The organism is Zoogloea sp. (genome assembly GCF_017302315.1).
Taxonomy (GTDB): Bacteria; Pseudomonadota; Gammaproteobacteria; order Burkholderiales; family Rhodocyclaceae; genus Zoogloea.
The window spans coordinates 1-19,859 of the sequence record NZ_JAFLDT010000074.1 but is presented as its reverse complement, the minus strand read 5'-3'; the positions used below and the strand labels follow the sequence as shown (position 1 = coordinate 19,859).

Annotated in this window: 18 protein-coding genes; 12 read left to right on the top strand and 6 right to left on the bottom strand. The window is 65.2% G+C overall.

Annotated elements, in window-relative coordinates; translation table 11 throughout:
* Together J0L98_RS17300 and J0L98_RS17295 are read right to left on the bottom strand one after the other, a co-directional pair.
* On the bottom strand, nt 1-1,232 hold a 1,232-nt coding region (locus tag J0L98_RS17300), incomplete at its 3' end, for an acetylornithine deacetylase (RefSeq protein WP_296413095.1).
* Between the two features lie 15 nt (nt 1,233-1,247).
* On the bottom strand, nt 1,248-2,276 hold the full coding sequence (locus tag J0L98_RS17295) for a 2Fe-2S iron-sulfur cluster binding domain-containing protein (protein WP_296413094.1): 1,029 nt from the start codon (nt 2,274-2,276) through the stop codon (nt 1,248-1,250).
* 394 nt (nt 2,277-2,670) lie between these two features.
* Between J0L98_RS17295 and J0L98_RS17290 the strand changes: the two genes are divergently transcribed.
* The 11 genes from J0L98_RS17290 (at nt 2,671) to J0L98_RS17240 (ending at nt 15,730) form a co-directional block, all read left to right on the top strand.
* Nucleotides 2,671-4,269 (top strand): methyl-accepting chemotaxis protein, encoded by a 1,599-nt coding sequence (locus tag J0L98_RS17290; RefSeq protein ID WP_296413093.1) that lies wholly within the window; start codon nt 2,671-2,673, stop codon nt 4,267-4,269.
* Between the two features lie 628 nt (nt 4,270-4,897).
* On the top strand, nt 4,898-5,902 hold the full coding sequence (locus J0L98_RS17285) for an AraC family transcriptional regulator (RefSeq protein WP_296413092.1): 1,005 nt from the start codon (nt 4,898-4,900) through the stop codon (nt 5,900-5,902).
* A 797-nt stretch (nt 5,903-6,699) separates the two neighbouring features.
* Nucleotides 6,700-8,037, top strand: coding sequence for a Rieske 2Fe-2S domain-containing protein (locus J0L98_RS17280; protein ID WP_296413091.1), 1,338 nt, complete (start codon nt 6,700-6,702; stop codon nt 8,035-8,037).
* 160 nt (nt 8,038-8,197) lie between these two features.
* Nucleotides 8,198-9,025, top strand: a complete 828-nt coding sequence (locus J0L98_RS17275) for an alpha/beta fold hydrolase (RefSeq protein ID WP_296413090.1) — start codon at nt 8,198-8,200, stop codon at nt 9,023-9,025.
* A gap of 49 nt (nt 9,026-9,074) precedes the next feature.
* A complete protein-coding gene (locus J0L98_RS17270) occupies nt 9,075-9,500 on the top strand; it encodes a lipocalin-like domain-containing protein (RefSeq protein ID WP_296413089.1) in 426 nt (141 codons plus the stop codon).
* Between the two features lie 12 nt (nt 9,501-9,512).
* Nucleotides 9,513-10,391, top strand: a complete 879-nt coding sequence (locus J0L98_RS17265) for a VOC family protein (protein WP_296413088.1) — start codon at nt 9,513-9,515, stop codon at nt 10,389-10,391.
* A 492-nt stretch (nt 10,392-10,883) separates the two neighbouring features.
* Entirely contained in the window at nt 10,884-11,861 is a 978-nt protein-coding gene (locus tag J0L98_RS17260; RefSeq protein WP_296413086.1) for an AraC family transcriptional regulator, read from the top strand.
* Between the two features lie 165 nt (nt 11,862-12,026).
* Nucleotides 12,027-13,256 carry a styrene monooxygenase/indole monooxygenase family protein gene (locus J0L98_RS17255; RefSeq protein WP_296413085.1) on the top strand — a complete coding sequence of 410 codons (1,230 nt, stop codon included), beginning with the start codon at nt 12,027-12,029 and terminating at the stop codon, nt 13,254-13,256.
* Nucleotides 13,257-13,462: 206 nt separating this feature from the next.
* Nucleotides 13,463-14,644, top strand: coding sequence for an outer membrane protein transport protein (locus J0L98_RS17250; RefSeq protein ID WP_296413084.1), 1,182 nt, complete (start codon nt 13,463-13,465; stop codon nt 14,642-14,644).
* Between the two features lie 74 nt (nt 14,645-14,718).
* A complete protein-coding gene (locus J0L98_RS17245) occupies nt 14,719-15,225 on the top strand; it encodes a flavin reductase (protein ID WP_296413083.1) in 507 nt (168 codons plus the stop codon).
* Nucleotides 15,226-15,286: 61 nt separating this feature from the next.
* Nucleotides 15,287-15,730, top strand: a complete 444-nt coding sequence (locus J0L98_RS17240) for a hemerythrin domain-containing protein (RefSeq protein WP_296413081.1) — start codon at nt 15,287-15,289, stop codon at nt 15,728-15,730.
* 16 nt (nt 15,731-15,746) lie between these two features.
* On the opposite strand, the gene J0L98_RS17235 is transcribed toward J0L98_RS17240, so the two are convergent.
* From J0L98_RS17235 to J0L98_RS17220, 4 genes are read right to left on the bottom strand one after another with little or no spacing between them, the layout of a single operon-like run.
* Nucleotides 15,747-16,271, bottom strand: coding sequence for a DoxX family protein (locus tag J0L98_RS17235; protein ID WP_296413079.1), 525 nt, complete (start codon nt 16,269-16,271; stop codon nt 15,747-15,749).
* 10 nt (nt 16,272-16,281) lie between these two features.
* A complete protein-coding gene (locus J0L98_RS17230) occupies nt 16,282-17,052 on the bottom strand; it encodes a DNA-binding domain-containing protein (RefSeq protein ID WP_296413077.1) in 771 nt (256 codons plus the stop codon).
* On the bottom strand, nt 17,049-17,954 hold the full coding sequence (locus J0L98_RS17225) for a DUF692 domain-containing protein (RefSeq protein WP_296413076.1): 906 nt from the start codon (nt 17,952-17,954) through the stop codon (nt 17,049-17,051). Before J0L98_RS17225 ends, J0L98_RS17230 begins: the two co-directional genes overlap by 4 nt.
* A 29-nt stretch (nt 17,955-17,983) precedes the next feature.
* Entirely contained in the window at nt 17,984-18,298 is a 315-nt protein-coding gene (locus J0L98_RS17220) for a DUF2282 domain-containing protein (RefSeq protein ID WP_296413075.1), read from the bottom strand.
* 301 nt (nt 18,299-18,599) lie between these two features.
* Between J0L98_RS17220 and J0L98_RS17215 the strand changes: the two genes are divergently transcribed.
* Nucleotides 18,600-19,859: tetratricopeptide repeat protein (locus tag J0L98_RS17215; protein WP_296413074.1), on the top strand; the 1,260-nt coding region annotated here is incomplete at its 3' end.

Below are 19,859 nucleotides of genomic sequence, written 5' to 3'. Positions count from 1 at the left end.
GCGCCCATGCCGCCCAGGCCTTCGGCGGTGGGCAGCGGCGGGTTGGGCGCCGGCCAGGGCCAGCCGATGCGCACGGTGGGCACGCCGTAGCGGCGCAGGGCGGTGCCGTCGGTCTGCCCGCCAAGCAGGTCGGGCGTGCCGTGGGGGCGCTGCTCGATGTGCTCCCAGCCGCGCTTGGCCGAACGCACGATCCAGTTGTCCACGTCGGTGGTGCCGCCGGGTACCGAGCCGTACATCTCCCAGTCAAGCACCATCTCCGGATGACGCCGGCCCAGGCCGGCCACGAACTCGGCAAACTGGGACTTCACCTCCGCCGGCGAGGTGCGCGGGTTGATGCGTACGTCGAAGAAGATCTCGGTGATGGCGGAGGGAAAGGCCGGGCGTTCCGGGTCGCCGGAGCGCACGCCGGCAATCCAGCCGTGGGGCTTGACCACCCCGGAGGTGTTGCGCTCGGCGTAGTCCAGCAGCCAGGCCTGCAGCTCCTGGATCACCGTGGCGGCGGGCACCACCGAGCTGCGGAAGGCCGGCAGATCATGGGGAACGCCGGCGTAGCCGAGGGTGCCGTGCACCCGCAGCTTGAACCAGCCCATGCCGGGCTCCTCGTGATAGACCCAGTTCCAGGGCTTCATGATCACCGCGTAGTCGGCGGCGGCCCCCCGGTTGAGCAGATGCAGCACGCCATTGGACATGCCCCCGTGGTTGCGGGCGGAGATGTCCACCGGCATGCCGCCATCGGCCATGCCCACCAGCAGGTCGCCGACGAGGGGCACGTCGGCCTCGATCAGTGCGGTGGCGATCTCCGTGAGGGTGGCCACCATGGCCTTGGGATTCGACGCCCCCAGGCCGAAGACCCAATCATCGATCATCCGTGCCCGGGCCTGCAGATCGGCCTCCCCCTTCGCCCCGGTCCATTGGCTTTCCGCCTCCGTGAGATCAAGGTGGGTGTCGATGGGGGCATAGAGCATCAGGGCGGCGCCGCCGCCGCTGCCCCGCAGCTCCGCCAGCACATTGCCACTGGTCTCCGTCATCGGCTGGTAGCGGGCTTTCAGGCCCGCCTCGGACAGGCGTTGCGCCATGAACTCGCTGGCCGCCCGTGCGGCCCCCGTCGGACTGTGGATGTCCACGATCGAGAACAGGAGCTGCTGCAGGCGCTGGGGGTTGATCCTGGCGCAGGCGCGCTCGAACCAGGCTTGCTGTTCGGCACTGAAGGCCGGCGTGGTGGGGGGCGTCATCGGATATCTCTCCTGTCAGTGACTGGCAACAAACTGCTCGCTGTAGATGCGCTCGGGGGGAACGCCCAGTTCGATCAGGCGCCGGGTTGCCGCGTCGATCATGGGCTGGGGGCCACACAGGTAGGCAACGGTGTCGGCGTTGGGCACATCGCCCTCCCGCAGCGCCGCCACGGGGCTGCCGGACAGCACATCCCCCTGCGCGCCCCGGTCCACCGAGATACGTGTCTCGAGGGTGGGCAGCCACTGGCGCCGCAGCTCCAGCTCGTCCAGGCAGAACAGGGCTTCAGGCACGGCACAACCGAAACTGAGGAGCATCGGGGGCTTGCGCCCGCCCCACTGGCGGATGCCGTCCACCATCGACAGCACCGGCGCCAAGCCCGTGCCGCCCGCCACGAAGATGTGCTTGGCGCGGCGGTGGTCCTCCCGCAGGAAGAAGGCGCCATAAGGCCCCTTGATCTTGACCACGTCATCGGGCTTGGCCCCGCCCTCCAGCCAGGAAGACATGGCTCCGCCCGGCAGCAGGCGGACAAGCAGTTCGAGCCGTGGCAGGTCGGCGGCGATGCTCGAAGGTGAGTAGCTGCGCACCGTCTCCGCGCCGGGAATTTCCACCTGCAGATACTGGCCCGGACGGAAGTCGAGCCAATCGCCCTCCGCCAGCTCCAGGGTCAGCTTCATCACATTGGAAGCAATGCGCTCGATGCCGTCCACGAAAGCGTGGGCAGTGACGGGCGCGATCTGGCCGGCCGTGCTGGTGTAGGGCAGTTCGAACACGCAATCGGACTGGGCTCGCGTGACACACAGGAGACGCTGGCCTGCCGCGTACTCACTGCTCAGCAGGCTGGTGGTGGCGCCAGCCTGGGTGACGGCACTCCCCTCACACAGGGTGGCGATGCAGCTCGAACAACTGCCCGAGTGGCACTGGTGTATCACGGGGGCTCCCGCCTGGAGAGCCGCATCGAGCACGGAGCGGCCATCTTCAGTAAGGACCGTGTGCGTGGCGCCATCGGCGAAGCGCAGCGTGACTTGGTGCGTTTGATCGTTCATGAGGCTTGATTCCATGGCTTGCATTCACACTTGAGGAGCGCCCGAAACGCAGCGCGTGGAACGCATCCTAAGAATCAGACCGCATGGCGTCGCTCCCAATTGGGTAAGGGTTTATCCCGCGAGTGCAGTTTTCGGGCGGAGCCGGGACATGCGACCCGGCCCGGCCCGGGAGCGCGCCACCCGCAAGGCATGCGATGCCGCCCCCCGGACGTGTTTGGCGCCCACGGGGGGCCTTCCTGCGGGCACCTTCCCTCGCCGCCATCTAAACCAAAGCCCAATAGACGAAGACGATTCAACGCCCCCAAGATCCGGCCTCGGTTTTATAAGCGCCGGCTTGCCGCTTCCGGCACGACGGTCGGTGGTGTCTTTTGCAGGCAGGATTGGGGAGAGATTGATGATGAACATGAACGGCCTTCGGGTCTCCAGCGCGGGGCGTGCGACCCTGAAGCGGCAGTTTGCGATGGCCCTGGGCACCGTGGTCGGCGTTGCCCTCGTCACCATGTACGGCAACCGCCTGATGGGCAAGGCCGCCACTTTCCATTTTCTTGAACGCAACCACCTGGAGCTTGCCCTGCAGCTCGACTCCGGCTTGAGCAATGTGGAGAACGCGGCCCGCAACGCTGACGCCACGACGATCGAGAAGTTGGTCAGCCAGCTAACGGCGGCCCGGCAGCTCGCCCTGCAGGCCGATAGTGAAGTCTTCTGGGTCGAGCAGCAGATGTTGCGTGTGCTGGGCTTCGGCCCGCTGATCGACCTTCCTCGCAAGGACATTGACGACGTAAACCGGATGCTGGCGATCATCGCCTCGTCGGGCCGGCAGGCCGGCCCCATGCCGGTGGCGCTGGCGGCCCGCCTGCGTCCCGGCATGGATGACCTGATGGCCAACTCCCGCGCGTTTGCGCCCCTTACCGCCGATGCAGCGCACTTCATCAGGGTGTCCGTATCCTCGATCGCGCTGCTGTGTTCGCTGGTGCTGGTGCTCACCACGCTGACACTCCGGCGGCGCACCCTGCAGCCCCTCGCCGTGGCGATCCAGGCGGCCGAGCGGGTGGCGTCCGGCGACCTGACGGGCAAGCTGCAGGTGGAGGGCGACGACGAATCGGCCTTGCTGATGCGGGCCCTCCACGACATGAACGGGAACCTGTCGCGCCTGGTCAGCGACGCACGCCGGGACGCCGGGATGATCTCCCAGAGCGCCGGCACGGTGCGTCAGCAATCGGAGGATGGCGCCAACAAGATGCGTGAGCAGAGTGATGCCGTGGCGGCCATCTCCTGTTCCATCGAGGAACTTGCCACCAGTGTCGCGACGGTGTCCGACCGGGCTGCGGAGATCCGCGAGCTGTCGGACCAGAGCCTGTCGGGCAGCCGCGAAGGCTGGCAGAGCATGGAGCAACTGAGTGCCAACATCGAAGAGGTCCAGCGGGCCATCGAGGCCATCCGCCAGACCACCGAAGCCTTCATGAGCAACACCGGCTCCATCTCGGCCTTGACCCAGCAGGTCAAGGCCATTGCCGAGCAGACCAACCTGCTTGCCCTCAATGCGGCCATCGAGGCGGCGCGGGCCGGCGAGTCGGGGCGCGGATTCGCCGTGGTGGCCGACGAGGTGCGCAAGCTGGCGGAGCAGTCCGGACGTGCCGGCGTGGACATCGAAAACCTGACCAAGCTGCTGGACGAAAACGCCCTCTCCGTGTCGCGCTCCGTGGCCCGCGGGGTGAACACCCTGCACCTCAGCCAGGAGAACATGGCACAAACGCGCTCAGCCCTGAAGACCGCCATCACACGCGTGGAAGCGGCCTGTCAGGGCGTGGATGAGATCAGCCTGTCCGTCAGGGAACAGGCATCGACGAGCAACGGCATTGCACGCGACATGGAGGACATCGCGACCGGCCTCGAAGCGACCTCCGCCCGGCTCGCGGTCAGCCTCGATGCGGCACGCGGGCTGAATCAACTGGCAGAGCGTCTCAAGACATCCGTCGGGATCTTCCGGGTCTGAAACCGGCACCGCCCCCGGCCATCGCCTGACGCGATGACCTCCGTTCCCCCTTTGGCGCACACAAGGGGCCGCGTGTGGGGCGCTCACCACGCCTCCTGCCGGCCCACGTCGCTCCGCACCGAACCTGTCGCCCCCCTGAAGTGCAATTTCCGAACAGCCACGAAATAGGAAAACCTATTCGTCAGGCCCGCGAGCCCCACCTAATTGCATTCCCGCCCGAAAGATCATTTCGCTTATTTGATTGCGAATTGATGCGCTATACGAAAAGTGCACTGACTATCCGCCGAGTGCACCTATTTCTTTCACTGGCGGGCATACCGAAAGGCGTTTCCGGCACGTTGTTTGCCTATAAGAATCAGGCACTAAGACCTCACAGCCTGATTCAGCGGGCTTTCCCCAGAAAATGCTCCGACAGAGGACACAGCGATGCACCATTTTGAAGAATTGCTGCACTGCAAGGGTGCTTTTTCCCCCGGACAATGTTCAAATTTCAGCGCACTGGAAAAAGCAATAAAAAACCCAGACAAGGATTCCCGTCATTCAAATAGTCGATTCAGCTACAGGCCGGATCGGGAAATACCAATAAAAACAAGCAGGCAAGAGCGGTGTTCCAACGGAGGAGACTGAAATGGAACTTATTGGTCATAAAGCGGAGCCGGCGCCAGTTCCGGTAATGGTCGGCGCAGACCTCTTCCAGACCCAGGACGTGGAAGAGGCCCGCCAGTGGGGAGTCCGGGCTTTCTGCGAAAACCGGCTGAAAAAAGTCGACGGCCTGCGCCCCATCAATGCCCGCATGCATCTGCGCAAGGTACGCGGCGTGGGCTTCGGACGTATCACCTACGGTGGCGCCGTGGATATCGAACCCGGCTGCCTGGAATCGTTTTATCTCGTGCAGGTGCCCCTGAGTGGGCGTGAGGTGATCGACACTGGTGGGCAGACCGTGTGTTCGTCGGGCAAGGTGGGCTCGGTGATCAACGCCACCGGCGCCTCCCTGATCCGCCACGAGGCCAATACCGAAAAGTTGATCGTCCGCGTCGAGCGGGAGGTGCTGGAGCGCAACTGCATCCAGCACCTCGGCCATGCCCTGCGCCAGCCCATCGGCTTCCAACCCGCCATGACACTGGACGGCACCGCCGGCAACCGGTGGACCGGCCTGCTGCGCTGGATCTACGAATCCCTGGCCCTGGACGATCAGTGCTTCGATTCGCCGATGATGTCGGCCCAGGTGGAGCAGACCGTGATTGCCACCCTGCTCACCTGCCAGCCCCACAATTACACTGAAGAGCTGAACGGCGAGGAGCGCTCGATTGCCCCCGCCTTCGTCAAGCGCATAGAGCGCTACATCGAGGACAACGCCGACCAGCCCATCACCATCATCGATCTGGCCGAGCACGCCGGTGTCAGCAGCCGCTCCATCTTCAACGGCTTTCGCCGTTTCAGAAACACGTCGCCCATGCTGTACCTGAAAGAGGTGCGCATGCGTCGGGTCAATGAGGAACTCAAACGCCTCCGCCCTTCCGAGACAACGGTCACCACCGTGGCCTATCACTGGGGATTCACCCACCTGGGCCATTTCACGACCGATTACAAACGCCGCTTTGGCGAAAGCCCGTCGCAGACATTGGCGCGGTAGAAACCGGGCGGGCTTTGAGCACCTTAACTACCGATGAGAAAGCACTTTCCTGGCACTACGGAACGGCATTCCGTTGTATGACGTCACATTGGCCGGGGACTCGCCCCCGGCGGGCGACATCCTTTCTTGTTGCACGACAAGAAAGGATGCAAAGAAGCGTGCCCCGCTGTCGCGCCCCCTGCGGGGGTTCCCTCCCTCCGGGCTCGTCAGAGGGGAGAGGAAATGCAGGTGATCAACGGCCAGTACCCGACTCGATTTCCGCAGGGGCTCGGTGCATCCGAAAAGCCCGTTCCGACCCGCCGAGCAGCGCACCAGCAGGCGGGGAAGTCCGGCGCGGCTGTTTGAGCCCGCAGGGCGAGTTCCGCGCCGGCCGCCTGCTGGGAGCAGCGCAGGGGAGTCATTCGCGCAGCGAATGACCGGGGTGGCCGGGTCGCCTTCTTTGCTGACTTTCTTGGCGAAGCAAGAAAGTCAGTCGCCCGCCGGGGCGAGTCCCGGCCAACGATACGCCAACCAACGGAACGCCGGCCAGTAGCGGCAAGCCCATCAGGCCTGGAGAGCCTTGCCCTTTGGGGCAACAGAGCTTTCCATACTTAACGCGAACAGCGCCAATGAATTCGACCCCACGGGGAAGAGAAGCCGTATTTCCGCGCCCCGCCAACACCCCGGAAATAGCCCTTTTCATTTGTGCGCTAAGGGGATAGCCGGAGCAGTAGGTGGAGCGTCGAATAAGAACCGACTCAATACCATGTCTCCCAGATTCACCACGGCCTCATTCAATCTGTAATCGGGAGATCAAGATGTCGGAGCAACCCATCATTCGCCGGCGCATTCAGAAGCCGAATGGCATCAGCGAGGAGCGCGTCAACAACCAGAAGACCCAAAGCCAGTATCAGCCCTACAAGGATGCGGCCTGGGGATTCATCAATCACTGGTATCCCGCGCTCTTCAGCGACGAGCTCCCCGAGGACGAGATCCAGGGCATCCAGATCTGCGGTGTCCCCATCGTGCTGCGGCGTGCGGAAGGAAAGGTATATGCACTCAAGGATCAGTGCGTGCATCGTGGCGTGCGCATGTCCGAAAAGAAGATGTGCTTCAACAAGCAGACCATCTCCTGCTGGTACCACGGTTTCACCTTCGACCTGAAAGACGGCAAGCTCTCCACCATCGTTGCCAACCCCAATGACAAGCTGGTGGGCTCCACCGGGGTGACGACCTACCCGGTGCATGAGGTGGCCGGCATGATCTTTGTCTTCGTGCGCGAGGACGACTATCCGGACGAAGACGTTCCGCCGCTCGCCCAGGATCTGCCGTTCCGCTTCCCGGAGAACAGCGAGCGCTTCGCCCACCCCCTGTGGCCGGCTTCACCCAGCGTGCTGGATGCAGACGCAATCGCCCTTGGCATGCACCGTACCGGCTACGGCAACTGGCGCATCGCCTGCGAGAACGGTTTCGATAACGCCCATATCCTGGTGCACAAGGACAACACCATCGTGCATGCGATGGATTGGGTTCTGCCACTGGGCATTCTGCCTGCGAGTGATGATTGCATCCAAGTCGTGGAAGACGCCGACGGGCCGAAGGGCATGATGCAGTGGTTGTTCACCGACAAGTGGACCCCGGTGCTGGAGAACGAGGCACTGGGCCTCAAGGTCGAGGGCCTGAAGGGCCGCTTCTACCGCACCTCGGTCGTGTTGCCGGGCGTGCTGATGGTAGAGAACTGGCCGGGTGAGCACATCGTGCAGTACGAATGGTACGTACCGATCACCGACGACTTGCACGAGTACTGGGAAGTGCTGGTGAAGGTGTGCCCGACGGAGAAGGAGCAGACCGACTTCCAGTACAAGTTCGATCGGGTCTACAAGCCCCTGTGCCTGCACGGCTTCAACGACTGCGATCTGTATGCGCGCGAGGCCATGCAGAACTTCTACGCCGACGGCTCCGGCTGGGACGACGAGCAGCTCGTCGCCACCGACATTTCCCCCATCACCTGGCGCAAGCTCGCATCGCGCTGGAACCGGGGCATCGCCAAGCCCGGCCGGGGAGTGAACGGCGCGACCAAGAACTCGGCCATCCGCTTCCGCGAGACCGCCGAGGGCAAACCGCCCCGCTACAAGGTGGACAAGGTCGATTTCTGAGCCCCGGCCCTTCGGGCCGGCATCCGGAAGGCGGCTGATGGATCCGGACAGCACCAGCCCCCTACGGCGGGATGGTGCTGCCCGCCCCCGGCCTGCCCGAGCCACCGGCCGTGACTTCGCGCCATGTGCGCCCGTCGCCCATGTCCACACAGGATTTCCAATGCAAATGCCGCAGAACCCCGAAGTCGGTCGCTCCATCGAAATCGATGGCATCCGGACGAATTACCACGATCTGGGCGAAGGCCACCCGGTCATCATGATCCATGGCTCCGGCCCCGGGGTGAGCGGCTTTGTGAACTGGCGCCTGGCCATGCCGGAGCTGGCCAAGCATTGCCGGGTCATCGTGCCCGACATGCTCGGCTTCGGCTACAGCGCCCGTGCGGCCGACGGGGCGTACTCGGCGGCACGCTGGGTGGCCCAGGCGGTGGGACTGATGGATGCCCTGGGCCTCGAACAGACGGACATCGTCGGCAACTCCTTCGGAGGTGCGCTGGCCCTGATGCTGGCCATCCAGCATCCCCGGCGCGTCCGCCGACTGGTGCTGATGGGCGCTGCGGGGGTGGAGTTCGAATTGACCCCCGGTCTCGACGCGGTATGGGGCTACGAGCCGTCCATGGACAACATGCGCCGCATCATGGACATCTTTGCCTTCGACCGCAGCCGCATCACCGAAGACATCGTGCGCTCCCGCTACCAGGCGAGCATCCAGCCCGGTGCCCAGGAAGCCTTCTCGGCCATGTTCCCGGCACCGCGGCAGCGCTGGGTCCATGCCCTCGCCAGCCCCGAGGAGGCCATCCGGGCCCTTCCCCACGAGACGCTGGTCATCCATGGCCGCGAGGACAGGGTGATCCCCCTTTCCAATTCCCTGCGCCTGTGCGCGCTGATTCCGCGCGCCCAGCTACACGTCTATGGCCATTGCGGCCACTGGACGCAGATTGAACACGCCGGGCGCTTTGCGCGTCTGGTCCGCGATTTTCTGACCGAGTGAGAGCCCCTTCGCACCACGTGGATGGTGAAGGGTGACGAGGAGTCAAGCAATGACGAAAGACATCAAGGGACGCTGGTACGTCCAGTCCTGGACCCAGGAGTACGACGACGGACGGGTCACCCACCCCTTTGGCGAAAAGCTGGAAGGCTTCATCGAGTACGGGGAGGGCACCATGTTCTGCCTCGTGACCCGGGCCCCGCGCACGCTGTTCTCCAGCGGCGGTCAGTGGGATGCCAGCGATAAGGACAAAGCGTCGGCCTACAACGAATTCCTCTCCTACGCGGGCGGCTATTCGCTGGACGACGGCCACGTGACCCACCACGTGGAACTCTCCATCTTCCCCAACTGGCAGGGTGGCACGCAACGCCGCCGGATCGTGTGGGGTGAAAATGGCGAACTCATGCTGATCGCGCGCCTGGAGGAAGGCACCCCCAACGCCAGAACCGCCCGGCTCACCTGGCGGCGTTCCCGCTGAGGAGGCACCGTCATGAGTCTGGTAAAACGCCTGGCCTACGTGGAGATCGAGGCCACCGACCTGGAACGCTGGGCCGTCTTCGGCAGTGAAGTGTTCGGCTGCGAACGGGCCGAAAGCAGCACCCCCGACTGTCTCAAACTGCGCATCGACGCCCGTCCCTGGCGCATCATGGTGTCCCGTGGCCCGAAGGAAGACCTCAAGACCATCGGCCTGGAACTGGCCGACCGTGCCGGCCTGCAGCAGGTCTGCGCCCGGCTGGAGAAAGCCGGACACCCCTTCCGGATGGCCAGCCGGGACGAATGCGCGGCCCGCGGCGTGTATGAGATGTGTCTGCTCACCGACCCCTCGGGCATCGATCTCGAGCTGTCCTACGGTGGCCTGACGCAACCCCAGCAACCCTTCTGCGCCGCGGTGGGGCATGGCGGTTTCGTGACAGGCGAACAGGGCCTGGGGCACCTCATGCTGGTGGTGGACGATCCGCTGCGGGTGCAGCAGTTCTATGGCGAAATCATGGGCTTCATCACCAGCGATTACGTGTCGACCCGCAACTATGGCGGCCTCGCCGGCGATTTCATCTTCATGCGCTGCAACCCCCGCCATCACACCCTGGCCTTCGGCAGCCTGCCGATTCCACGACGCCTGGGGCATCTGATGCTGCAGGTCAATCGTATCGACGACGTGGGGCTCACCCTCGACCGGGTGCATGCCCACGGCTTCCGGCAGACCCGCTCGATAGGGCGGCACGTGAACGACAACATGCTGTCCTTCTACGTGGAGTCACCCTCCCGGCTGCAGTTCGAATGCGGTTGGGGCGGGCTCGAAATGGCCCCGGACGATACCGACGTCAAGCTGTTCGACGTGACCAGCGTGTGGGGCCACAAACACCTCTGAGCCAGGCGGGCCAAACCTTCATGCATGCAACTGCCTATCCGCACGGGCCAAAGAAGACGGACGAAACGCCGCCCGCGACGATGGCGGACATCGGCCCCTTCGCGGTGCGATGCACCCTCGCTTTGACGCTTGCAGCTACGCGGCCTCCACCCTCCTCCTCCTCCCTGACCTCCCGGGGCGGGGGCCGCGTGGTCTGCACCCGGGCCGGGGCGCCTCCCGCGGCGAGCCCGTCGCATGCACTTCCGGCGAGCCGTTCGGGTTCGCGCCGGGATGTGCTGCCGTACACGGGGTACAGTGAGCGTCGCAGAAACAAGAGCGAGCCGCACGGCAGATCCATTGACAAGCCCTGGGCACCACGGGCGCGCGACCGCTTGCACGCGAACTCAAAGCGATCGTGACCCTTGCTGATCAGCCGGCACGCTGGATAGGCTATGGTGAAAGAGTGAGTGGTCGGGAATATTGACGGATCTTGATTCTGGTCGGGGTGCACAAATGCTGGAAAATAACCTGACGGCGCTTGAGCTATTGCATTCGAGGGATCTGGATGAAACCCGCGAAATGGTCGCGGGCATATTCTGCGATCATCGCCTGAGCCTGACCGACCGGCGTGCCGAATTGAATTACCGGCACCGCTATCTGCGCACGCCGGCCATGAGTTTCAGCGTCATGAGCTACGGCGCAGAAGTCTCCGTGGCCCCCCAGGAGCTGGATTCCTTCTTTCTGGTGCAATTGCCGCTGAAAGGCGAGGATCGACTTGAATCGGGAAAGGAAACCCGATTCAGCCGGCCGGGCAGTGGCACGATCCACTCTCCGGGCCAGGCTTTCTCCATGAACTGGAGCGCGGATTGCGCAAAGCTGGCGGTACGCATCGAGCGGGACGCCATTGAACGCCATGCGGCAAGCCTGCTCGGACGGCCGCTGCGGCAGCCCCTTTCCTTTGCCACGGCACTGGACACCCGCCGTGGCGGAGGCCTGGCCTGGGAAAAGACCGTCCGCCAACTGCTGCGCAGTGTCCAGCAGAACCCGGATCTGGTGGCCCATCCCCTCATGCGGGCGCAGTTCGAGCAACTCATCATGTCCGGCCTGCTGGTCTGGCAGGGCAATTCCCTCAGTGACAACCTGGCCCGCCCGGAGACGGAAGTACTGCCCCGCCACCTCAAGGTGGCCGAGGATTACATGCGCGCCCACCTGGATTCCGCCATCACCAATGAGCAGCTTGCCGAGCTGACCGGAATCAGCCTGCGCACCCTTTACAACAGCTTCAGGAAGTTTCGCGGCGTGAGCCCCATGCGTTATCTCAGGGAGCTGCGCATGGACAAGGCACGCGAGGAATTGCAGGACACGGGAAAGCTCCGCAATGTCACCACCGTGGCAACCCGCTGGGGCTTTTTTGAATTGGGGCGCTTTGCTGCTGAATACCGGAAGCGCTATGGCGAATCGCCCAGCGACACGCTGAGACGTTTCCCATGAATTGAATCGGGCGAATTGCAGCAAGATTACACCCGATCAATTTGTATGTGCACTCGCTGCACAGGGTCTGCAAGAATCGCATAGCCGACATATTGCGCTTGACCGAAATTGGCATTGCCCGCAGCGACGGGCTCCCAACACATTTCGGACGCGGAGCACACAATCATGCGCAATATCACAATCGTCGGCGCCGGTCAGGCCGGCCTCCAGCTCGGTATTGGACTTCTGGATAAAGGCTATTCGGTAACAGCCATATCCAATCGTACCGGGGAAGAAATCTCGAATGGCAAGGTTCTTTCCAGTCAGTCCATGTACGACATGGCCCTGAGCCATGAGCGGGAATTGGGCATCGCCTTCTGGGACGAGGAATGTCCGCCCATCGAGGGCATTCATGTCCAGGCCGGCAACGCACAGGCCGGCACCCTGCTGGACTTCCGCTCGCGCATGTCGGCGAACGGCCAATCGGTGGATCAACGGGTGAAGATGCCCCGCTGGATGAACGAGTTTCAACGCCGGGGCGGCAATCTGGTGATCGGCGAAGTGGACATGGCCGAACTCGAACGCCTGGCCGCAACGTCCGACCTGGTGCTGGTGGCCACCGGCAAGGGCGAACTGGGCAAACTGTTCGAACGCGACGCCGCCCGCTGCACCTTCGACCGTCCGCAACGGGCCATTGCCCTGACCTACGTTCACGGCATGGTGCCGCGGGACGACTTCACGGCCCTCAACATCAACCTCAATCCGGGCGTCGGCGAGCTGGTGCACTTCCCCGCGCTGACCCATAGCGGCCCCTGCGACATCATCAACATCGAGAGCGTGCCCGGTGGCCCCATGGATCGCTGGGATGCGGTGAAGACCCCCGCGGAACACCTGGCCATGACCAAGGCCCTGATTGCGGAGTTCTTCCCCTGGGAAGCGCCGCGCTTCGCGAACATCCGCCTGACCGACGACAACGGCATCCTCTTCGGCCGGGTGACGCCCACCGTGCGCAAGGCCATCGGCGTGCTGCCTTCGGGCAGGACCGTGCTGGGCATGGGCGACATCCTGGTGCTCAACGACCCGATGACCGGGCAGGGCTCGAACAATGCCGCCAAGGGCGCCAGCCTCTACCTGGACGCCATTGTCGCCCGCGGCAATGAGGCGTTCGATCACGAATGGATGGAGGCCCTGGCTGAAGGCTACTGGGACTACGCCCAATGGTCGGCACGCTTCACCAACAGCATGCTGGTACCGCCGCCGCCCCACGTGATGCAGTTCCTGGGCACCTGTTGCCAGAACAGCGGACTGGCGCACCAGTTCGCCGACGCGTTCAACGACCCCAAGAGCCTGTCCACCTGGTTCTACGACCCGGACGCCATGGGCCGCCTGCTTGCGGAGTCGGCCGCCGTCGCCTGAGAGGGTGTGAAGAAAGCGTAGCGAGCGGTTCGAGTTCGCCCAGAGAAGCGCAGCCGTACAAGGCTACGGTGAGCATCGCAGGGGCGAAATCGGGTCGCGCAGCAGATTTAGTCACACCCTCTGAGCGCCGACGGTCGCCGGCATCCTTGCCCACCTCCCGGCAGCCCAACGACTGGCATATCGATAAACAGAAACCGGAGCCCATCATGCCCGCTACCCCGACACGATTTCATCCCTGCCCCTCCTGCCTGCGTGCATCCGTGGCCCTGGCCGCGCTGTACGCATTTTCGCCGGCCCACGCCACCAACGGCCCCATGCCCCACGGCTACGGCATCAAGGCCATGGGCATGGGCGGCGCGTCCATCGCCCTGCCCCAGGACGCCATTGCCGCCGCCAACAACCCGGCCGGCATGGCCTTCGTCGGTGACCGATTCGACCTGGGACTGTCCGTCGTCATCGTCGACCCCAAATCAAGCTTTGGCGGCACCGAGTTCAAGGGTGATGGCGTCAAGGCCATTCCCGTTCCCGACCTGGGCTACAACCGCGTCATTGATGATCGTCAGTCCATCGGCATCTCGGTCTACGGCAACGGCGTGAGCACGGTCTATGACGTGCCCATGCTGGGCGGGCGCGACAAGGACAGCGCCAAGCTGACCCAGATCATCGCTTCGCCCACCTACGCCCTCAAGCTCGGCCCGGGCAGCGCCATCGGCGTGTCGGCGGACTTCGCCTACCAGCGTTTCAAGGTGGACGGCGTGCCCGACGCGGTCGGTGTCGAAAGCCCTGGCACCGCCTCTTCCACGGGCGTGGGCTTCAAGCTTGGCTGGACCGGTCAGGTTTCCGAGCAGATCACGCTGGGCGCCATGTACTCGGCCCGGGTACGGATGGGCAAGCTCCGGGCCTATCGCAACCTGCTGGCCAACGGGGGCGAGTTCGACATTCCCGAGCGCTACGGGGTGGGCCTGGCCTGGCGCCCCATTTCGTCCCTGGTTGTTGCGGCCGACGTGATGCGGGTGAACTGGGGTGATCTGGACTCCTTCGCCAACGCCCTCACGGCGCCCGAACCCGGCTTCGGCTGGCGCAGCCAGACCGTGTCCCGCATCGGCGTCGCCTGGGAGGCAAGCCCCGTGCTCACGCTGCGCACGGGCGTCAGCCACGGCCAGCAGATCGTCAGCCGCGAGAACGCCACCCTCGACTACCTGGCGCCGGTGACACCCCAGGACCATTTCACCCTCGGGGCCACCTACGCCCTCAACCGGCAGACCGAGCTGTCGCTGATGTACGCCCGGGCCTTTGGCTCGGAAGTGCGCGGCAGCGGCCCCAGCACGGGGGTCGCGGTGGACATGTCGCAGCACTGGGTCGGCGCTTCCGTAGCCCTCAAATGGTGATGACCGGGTCTTGACCCGCCCGAGGGCGGACGCGCCCTGTCGTCCGCCCTCCCCGCAATGGAGAAGGAGTTTTCATGGTCAGCATCGACCTGTTTCGCGACGGAATGGCCCGCCTGGCGGGCGCCGTCAATCTGATCACCACCGATGGCCGGATGGGCTTTGCCGGCATCACCGCCACGGCCGTGTGCAGCGTGACCGATCAGCCCCCCACCCTGCTCACCTGCATCAACCGCTCGTCCTACGCCCACGGCATCTTCAGCGCCAATGGCGTCATGTGCGTGAATGTGCTGGCAGCGGACCAGCAGGACGTGGCACAGCTCTTTGCCAATCGCAACATTTCCATGCCGGACCGGCTGGCTCGCATCGCCACCCACCTGCTGGCAACCGGCAGCCCGGCACTGGACGGCGCCCTCGTGAGCTTCGACTGCCGCATCGTGCAACAGCACCCGCTCGGCTCCCACGATCTGTTCATCGGCGAGGTGCAGGCAGTCACGGCAGGCCATGGCGCAGCGGGGCTGACCTACTTCCAGCGCAACTATCATCCGGTTGGCTGCCCCAGCCTCGCCCAGGCCACAGGCTGAAGCCCCCATGGCATCATCCACCCCGGGGCCGGTCCGGCCGCCGCAACATGGAGTCGATTGAATGAATACGGTTCAGGAATTCACCTGGAGTGACCGCTACCTGCTCGGACACAGCGCCATGGACGACACCCATCGCGAGTTCGTCGCGTGCGTCGATGCCCTGCTGACGGCCAGCGACGCCGGGATCCCGGAAGCGCTGGAAGCTTTCATCCGCCATGCCGAGGCTCACTTCAAGCAGGAAAACGATTGGCTCGCCGCCCCGGACTTCCCGGGCGGTGGCGGGTGCCACATCGAGGAGCACGACAAGGTCATCCGCTCCGCCTACGAGGTGCGGGAGCACATTGCCCTGAACAACGCCCCCGATGTTGCCCGCGCCTACGCCCGTGCCCTGGTCGACTGGTTCCCCGGGCATGCCGACTACATGGACTCGGCCCTCGCGGCTTGGCTTGTCAAGCGCACCCATAACGGCCGCCCCCTGGTGTTCCGCCGCAAGGAGACGGTGTGACGCTGCCGGCAGCCCGTCACTTCGCCGCGTAGTGCCGCGCCAGCCAGTGGTCCACCGAGACGACCCCCGGCCCCCGCGCAATCAGTAGCAGCAGGACCGTCGCCCAGACCCCATGGGTCGGGTAGGCATCCGGATAGACAAAGATCTGGATGGTCAGGGTCATGCCGAGCAGGGCCAGGGACGAGAAGCGCGTTGCCAGCCCCAGCAGGATCAGCAACGGAAACACATGCTCGCCGAGGGCCGCCATCGGGGCGGCAAGCTCCGGCGGCAGGAAGGGCAGGCGGTATTCGCTTTCGAACAGGGACAAGGCCGACTCGGCCAGGCGCGGCCAGCCGAGCTGGACCTCGCCCGCGATGAGATCCACGGCAAAGCCCTCGATCTTGGTCTGGCCGGACTTCCAGAAGACGGCGGCGATGGAGAAGCGCCCCAGCAACGCGATGAATGACTCGGGAATACCCGAGAGCAGCGTGACGACGCGCATGACCAAGCCATGCAGTGATGACGGGGGCGCGATGGGTGCGGCCTGGGCGGGGGTGTTCATGACGCTCTCCTTATTGGGGCAGTACAGGATTCAATGCGGTGATGGCCGAGCTCTGGAGCAACAGGCCGAGGGCTCCGGCCAGATCGAAGCCCCCATCGAGTGCGGTGGCCCTGGCGGCGGCCTGGCCCAGGGGCAGGCCCGCCCCCAGGGTGGCAATGAAGGCCCCCGCCGCGGCCGGGATCTGCCTGACGTCCACCTCCAGCCCCTGACGAAGGATCAGGGCCGTTTCCGGCACCTCTGGAATCACCTCCTCCAGCGCCCCTACCCCCTGATGGGCGGCCCACAGGGACACCACGGCGGCATCCGACGGAAGCACCGCCAGCGCGGGGTGCAAGCGCATGCGCAACGCTGGCAGGGCACTTTCATCCGTCAGCAGGGCGGCCAGGGCGGTGGGGTCCACCGGGCTGGCGTCTGCGGCGTGGTAGGCCACCACGCGCAGATACTCGAGCCGCGCGACATCTGCCAGGTAGGGAAGCCCCGCCGCGGGCGGGAAGCCCTCGATGAATGCCGGGAAATCCCCACCGTAGAGGGCCAGCACCGGCGACCGGGGCGGATGGGCACAGGCGTACAACCGGGCCATGGCCCTGAAGAACTCGTCGCCGACCAATTGCTGTGTCACCGCGAAGGTGTCGGCCAGGGCGTCGACGAGGGAGACGATCACATTGTTTCGATACACCTGGAATCGCCTCGCCGGGTCCGAACCATTCCACGTCACCAGCCCATCCGGGCAGGGGCGCGCCGGGTCCAGCAGCGCCGCGGCAAAGGGCGTCTGCACGTTCATGCGGGCTCCCCGGCTTCGGCAAAGGTGCTCAGCATCGCTTCCGCCTTCCGGGCCTCGGCCAGCAGGACGGGGAAAGCCGGCACGTCGTTGTCGCGCTCGATCAGGGTGGGAACGGGTCCGAGCATTTCCAGGGCACAGCGATAGAGGCGCCACACCTCGTCGGCCACCGGCGCACCATGACTGTCGATGAGCAGCGGATCGCCCGCCGCATCCACGTCCCGGGCGAATCCTGCCAGATGGATCTGCCCGGTTGCGGCGAGGGGCAAGGCGGCGATGAAGGCCCGCGGATCGCGCCCGTGATTGACGCAGGAGACATGGACGTTACTCACGTCGAGCAGCAGGCCGCAGCCGGTACGCCGCACCACCTCACTGATGAAGTCGGCCTCGCCGAACGTGGAGTCGGCAAACTCCACATAGGTGGCCGGGTTCTCCAGAAGCATGGGCCGCTGCAGGCGCTCCTGCACCCGGTCAATGTGGGCGCAGACCCGATGGAGGGTTTCGGCGTGGTAGGGCAGCGGCAGCAGATCGTTGAGAAACACCCCGCCGTGGCTGGACCAGGCGAGATGTTCCGAGAAGGACTGGGGCGCGTAGCGCTTGATCAGGGCCGCCAGGCGATCCAGGTGCGTTTCGTCGAGCCCGGCCTCGGCGCCGATGGACAAGCCCACACCGTGGATCGACAGGGGGTAGTGGCTGCGGATCCTCGTCAGATAGTGGTGATAGGGCCCGCCCTCCACCATGTAGTTCTCGGCGTGGATCTCGAAAAAACCCAGGTCGGGCAAAGTCTCGAGGATGCTGTGAAAGTGCTCGGGCTTGAGGCCCAGGCCGCTGCGGGCCGGCAGCGTGCCGGCCCCCGGCGCGGAACCGCCCACCCCTGGCGGCAGAAAATGGCGGGCTGTCGTCATGGCAGGCGCTCCACGTCGGGTCAGGTCAATCAGGCCTTCTTTTCCTTGAACTCGGCAAGCTGTCCGAAGCCGGTCGGCGAGGTCGGCGATGCCGTCTTCACACACGAGCCCTTGGGCACCAGGTTCCAGGCATTGCCCTGGTAGTCGACTTTGGAGGTGCCCGCGCAGGTAGTGCCGGCGCCCGCCCTGCAGTCATTCTTGCCCTTCATGGCAACGCCGTAGCACTTCTCCTTGTCAGCCATCTTGTCCTGGGCCGCAGCCGGGGCGGCGGCAACCGTGAGGGCAGCGCCCAGGGCCAGGGCGAGGGAAGCGGCGGTGATCGACTTGCTGGTGATGGCATTCATGATGGTTTCTCCTGAAGGGGTAGGAACACCGGAAAGTTCCGGGAGGTCGGTCGAAGATTCGACTCCTGGTGATTGGTCGGTGGTGATCGGCGTTTCTTACGCAGCCGGCGGAATTTTTCTTGATCGACACCGGGTCTTGCCAACGGGCATTGCGCCGGTCGGGCATGCAGACAGGCTTGCCGATGCCGCATCCGCGGCCCCGGCGCTTGACCTGGATGACATTATCGACAGAATGGCGCCATGCAGACGTCACAGCCACCCATCATCGGGGGCGCGAATATATGGCTCCGCAGGAGACTCCATGAATAGGCATCGTGTCTTAACCCTTGCGCTCCTGGGCTGCGTCCTGCTGCCCCCCGCCCCTGGCCTCGCCGCCCCGGTGAGCACCATCGACGCGGATGCCGAGCAGAAGACCCTGGTTGATCGCCTGGTGCTGGACCGCGCCACCACCCTGGCCACCGGCGAGAAACGCGCTTTTGACCGCGAGCGCACGCTGCTCGCCCAGCTCGACGAACGGGACAAGCAGTTGCGCCGCAGCCTGGCCCAGCGAAAACAGTCCGAAGCCGACGCGGCATCGGCCCGGGCGGAACTGCTGCAGGTCACCGCCGAGCGTGAACGGCTGGTCGCCGACATCGCCGCCCGCGACGCCACCTACCGGGCCGAGCTGGCCGAGTACCGCCGCATCATCGCCTCCCTTGCCAGCTCCCCCAGCGAAGATCGCCGTCAGGCTCTGGAACGCTATGCCGACGGCGACCGCTTCGGCGCCTTCCCCGTGCTCGAAGCCCTGACCCGCGCCGAGGAAGCCGCGCGGGAGAAGGCAAACAAGCTGAAGGCCGCCGAGGAATACCGCCAGCTCGCCGCCCTCGCCGCCGACATGAAGGACCGCGGGGAGAAGACCACAGACGAGGTCGTGCGCCTGTGGCAGGCTGCCGCAGAGCGCGACCCCGGTGATCTATGGACATGGATCTTCCTTGCCCGGCTGCACCAGGAGGCCGGCCAGACGGACAAAGCAGGCGATGCCGCAGCCCGGGCATTGCACGCCGCCAACCAGCCCCGGGACCGCAGTGTCGCGCTCAACACCCTTGGTGACGTGCAGGTGGCCGCGGGCGATCTCGCCGCCGCACGCAGGAGCTTCGAAGACAGCCTGCAGATTGCCCGCCGCCTGGCCGCCGCCAACCCCGGTTCGGCCGAGGCCCAGCGCGATGTCTCGGTCAGCCTGGAGAAGCTCGGCGACGTGCACGTGGCCGCCGGCGAGCTCACCGCCGCACGCACGAGCTTCGAAGCCAGCCTGCAGATTGCCCGCCGCCTGGCCGCCGCCAACCCCGGTTCGGCCGAGGCCCAGCGCGATGTCTCGGTCAGCCTGAAGAAGCTCGGCGACGTGCACGTGGCCGCCGGCGACCTCGCCGCCGCACGCAAGAGCTTCGAGGACAGCCTGCAGATTGCCCGCCGCCTGGCCGCCGCGAACCCCGGCTCGGCCGAGGCCCAGCGCGATGTCTCGGTCAGCCTGATCAAGCTCGGCGACGTGCAGGTGACCGCCGGCGATCTCGCCGCCGCACGCAGG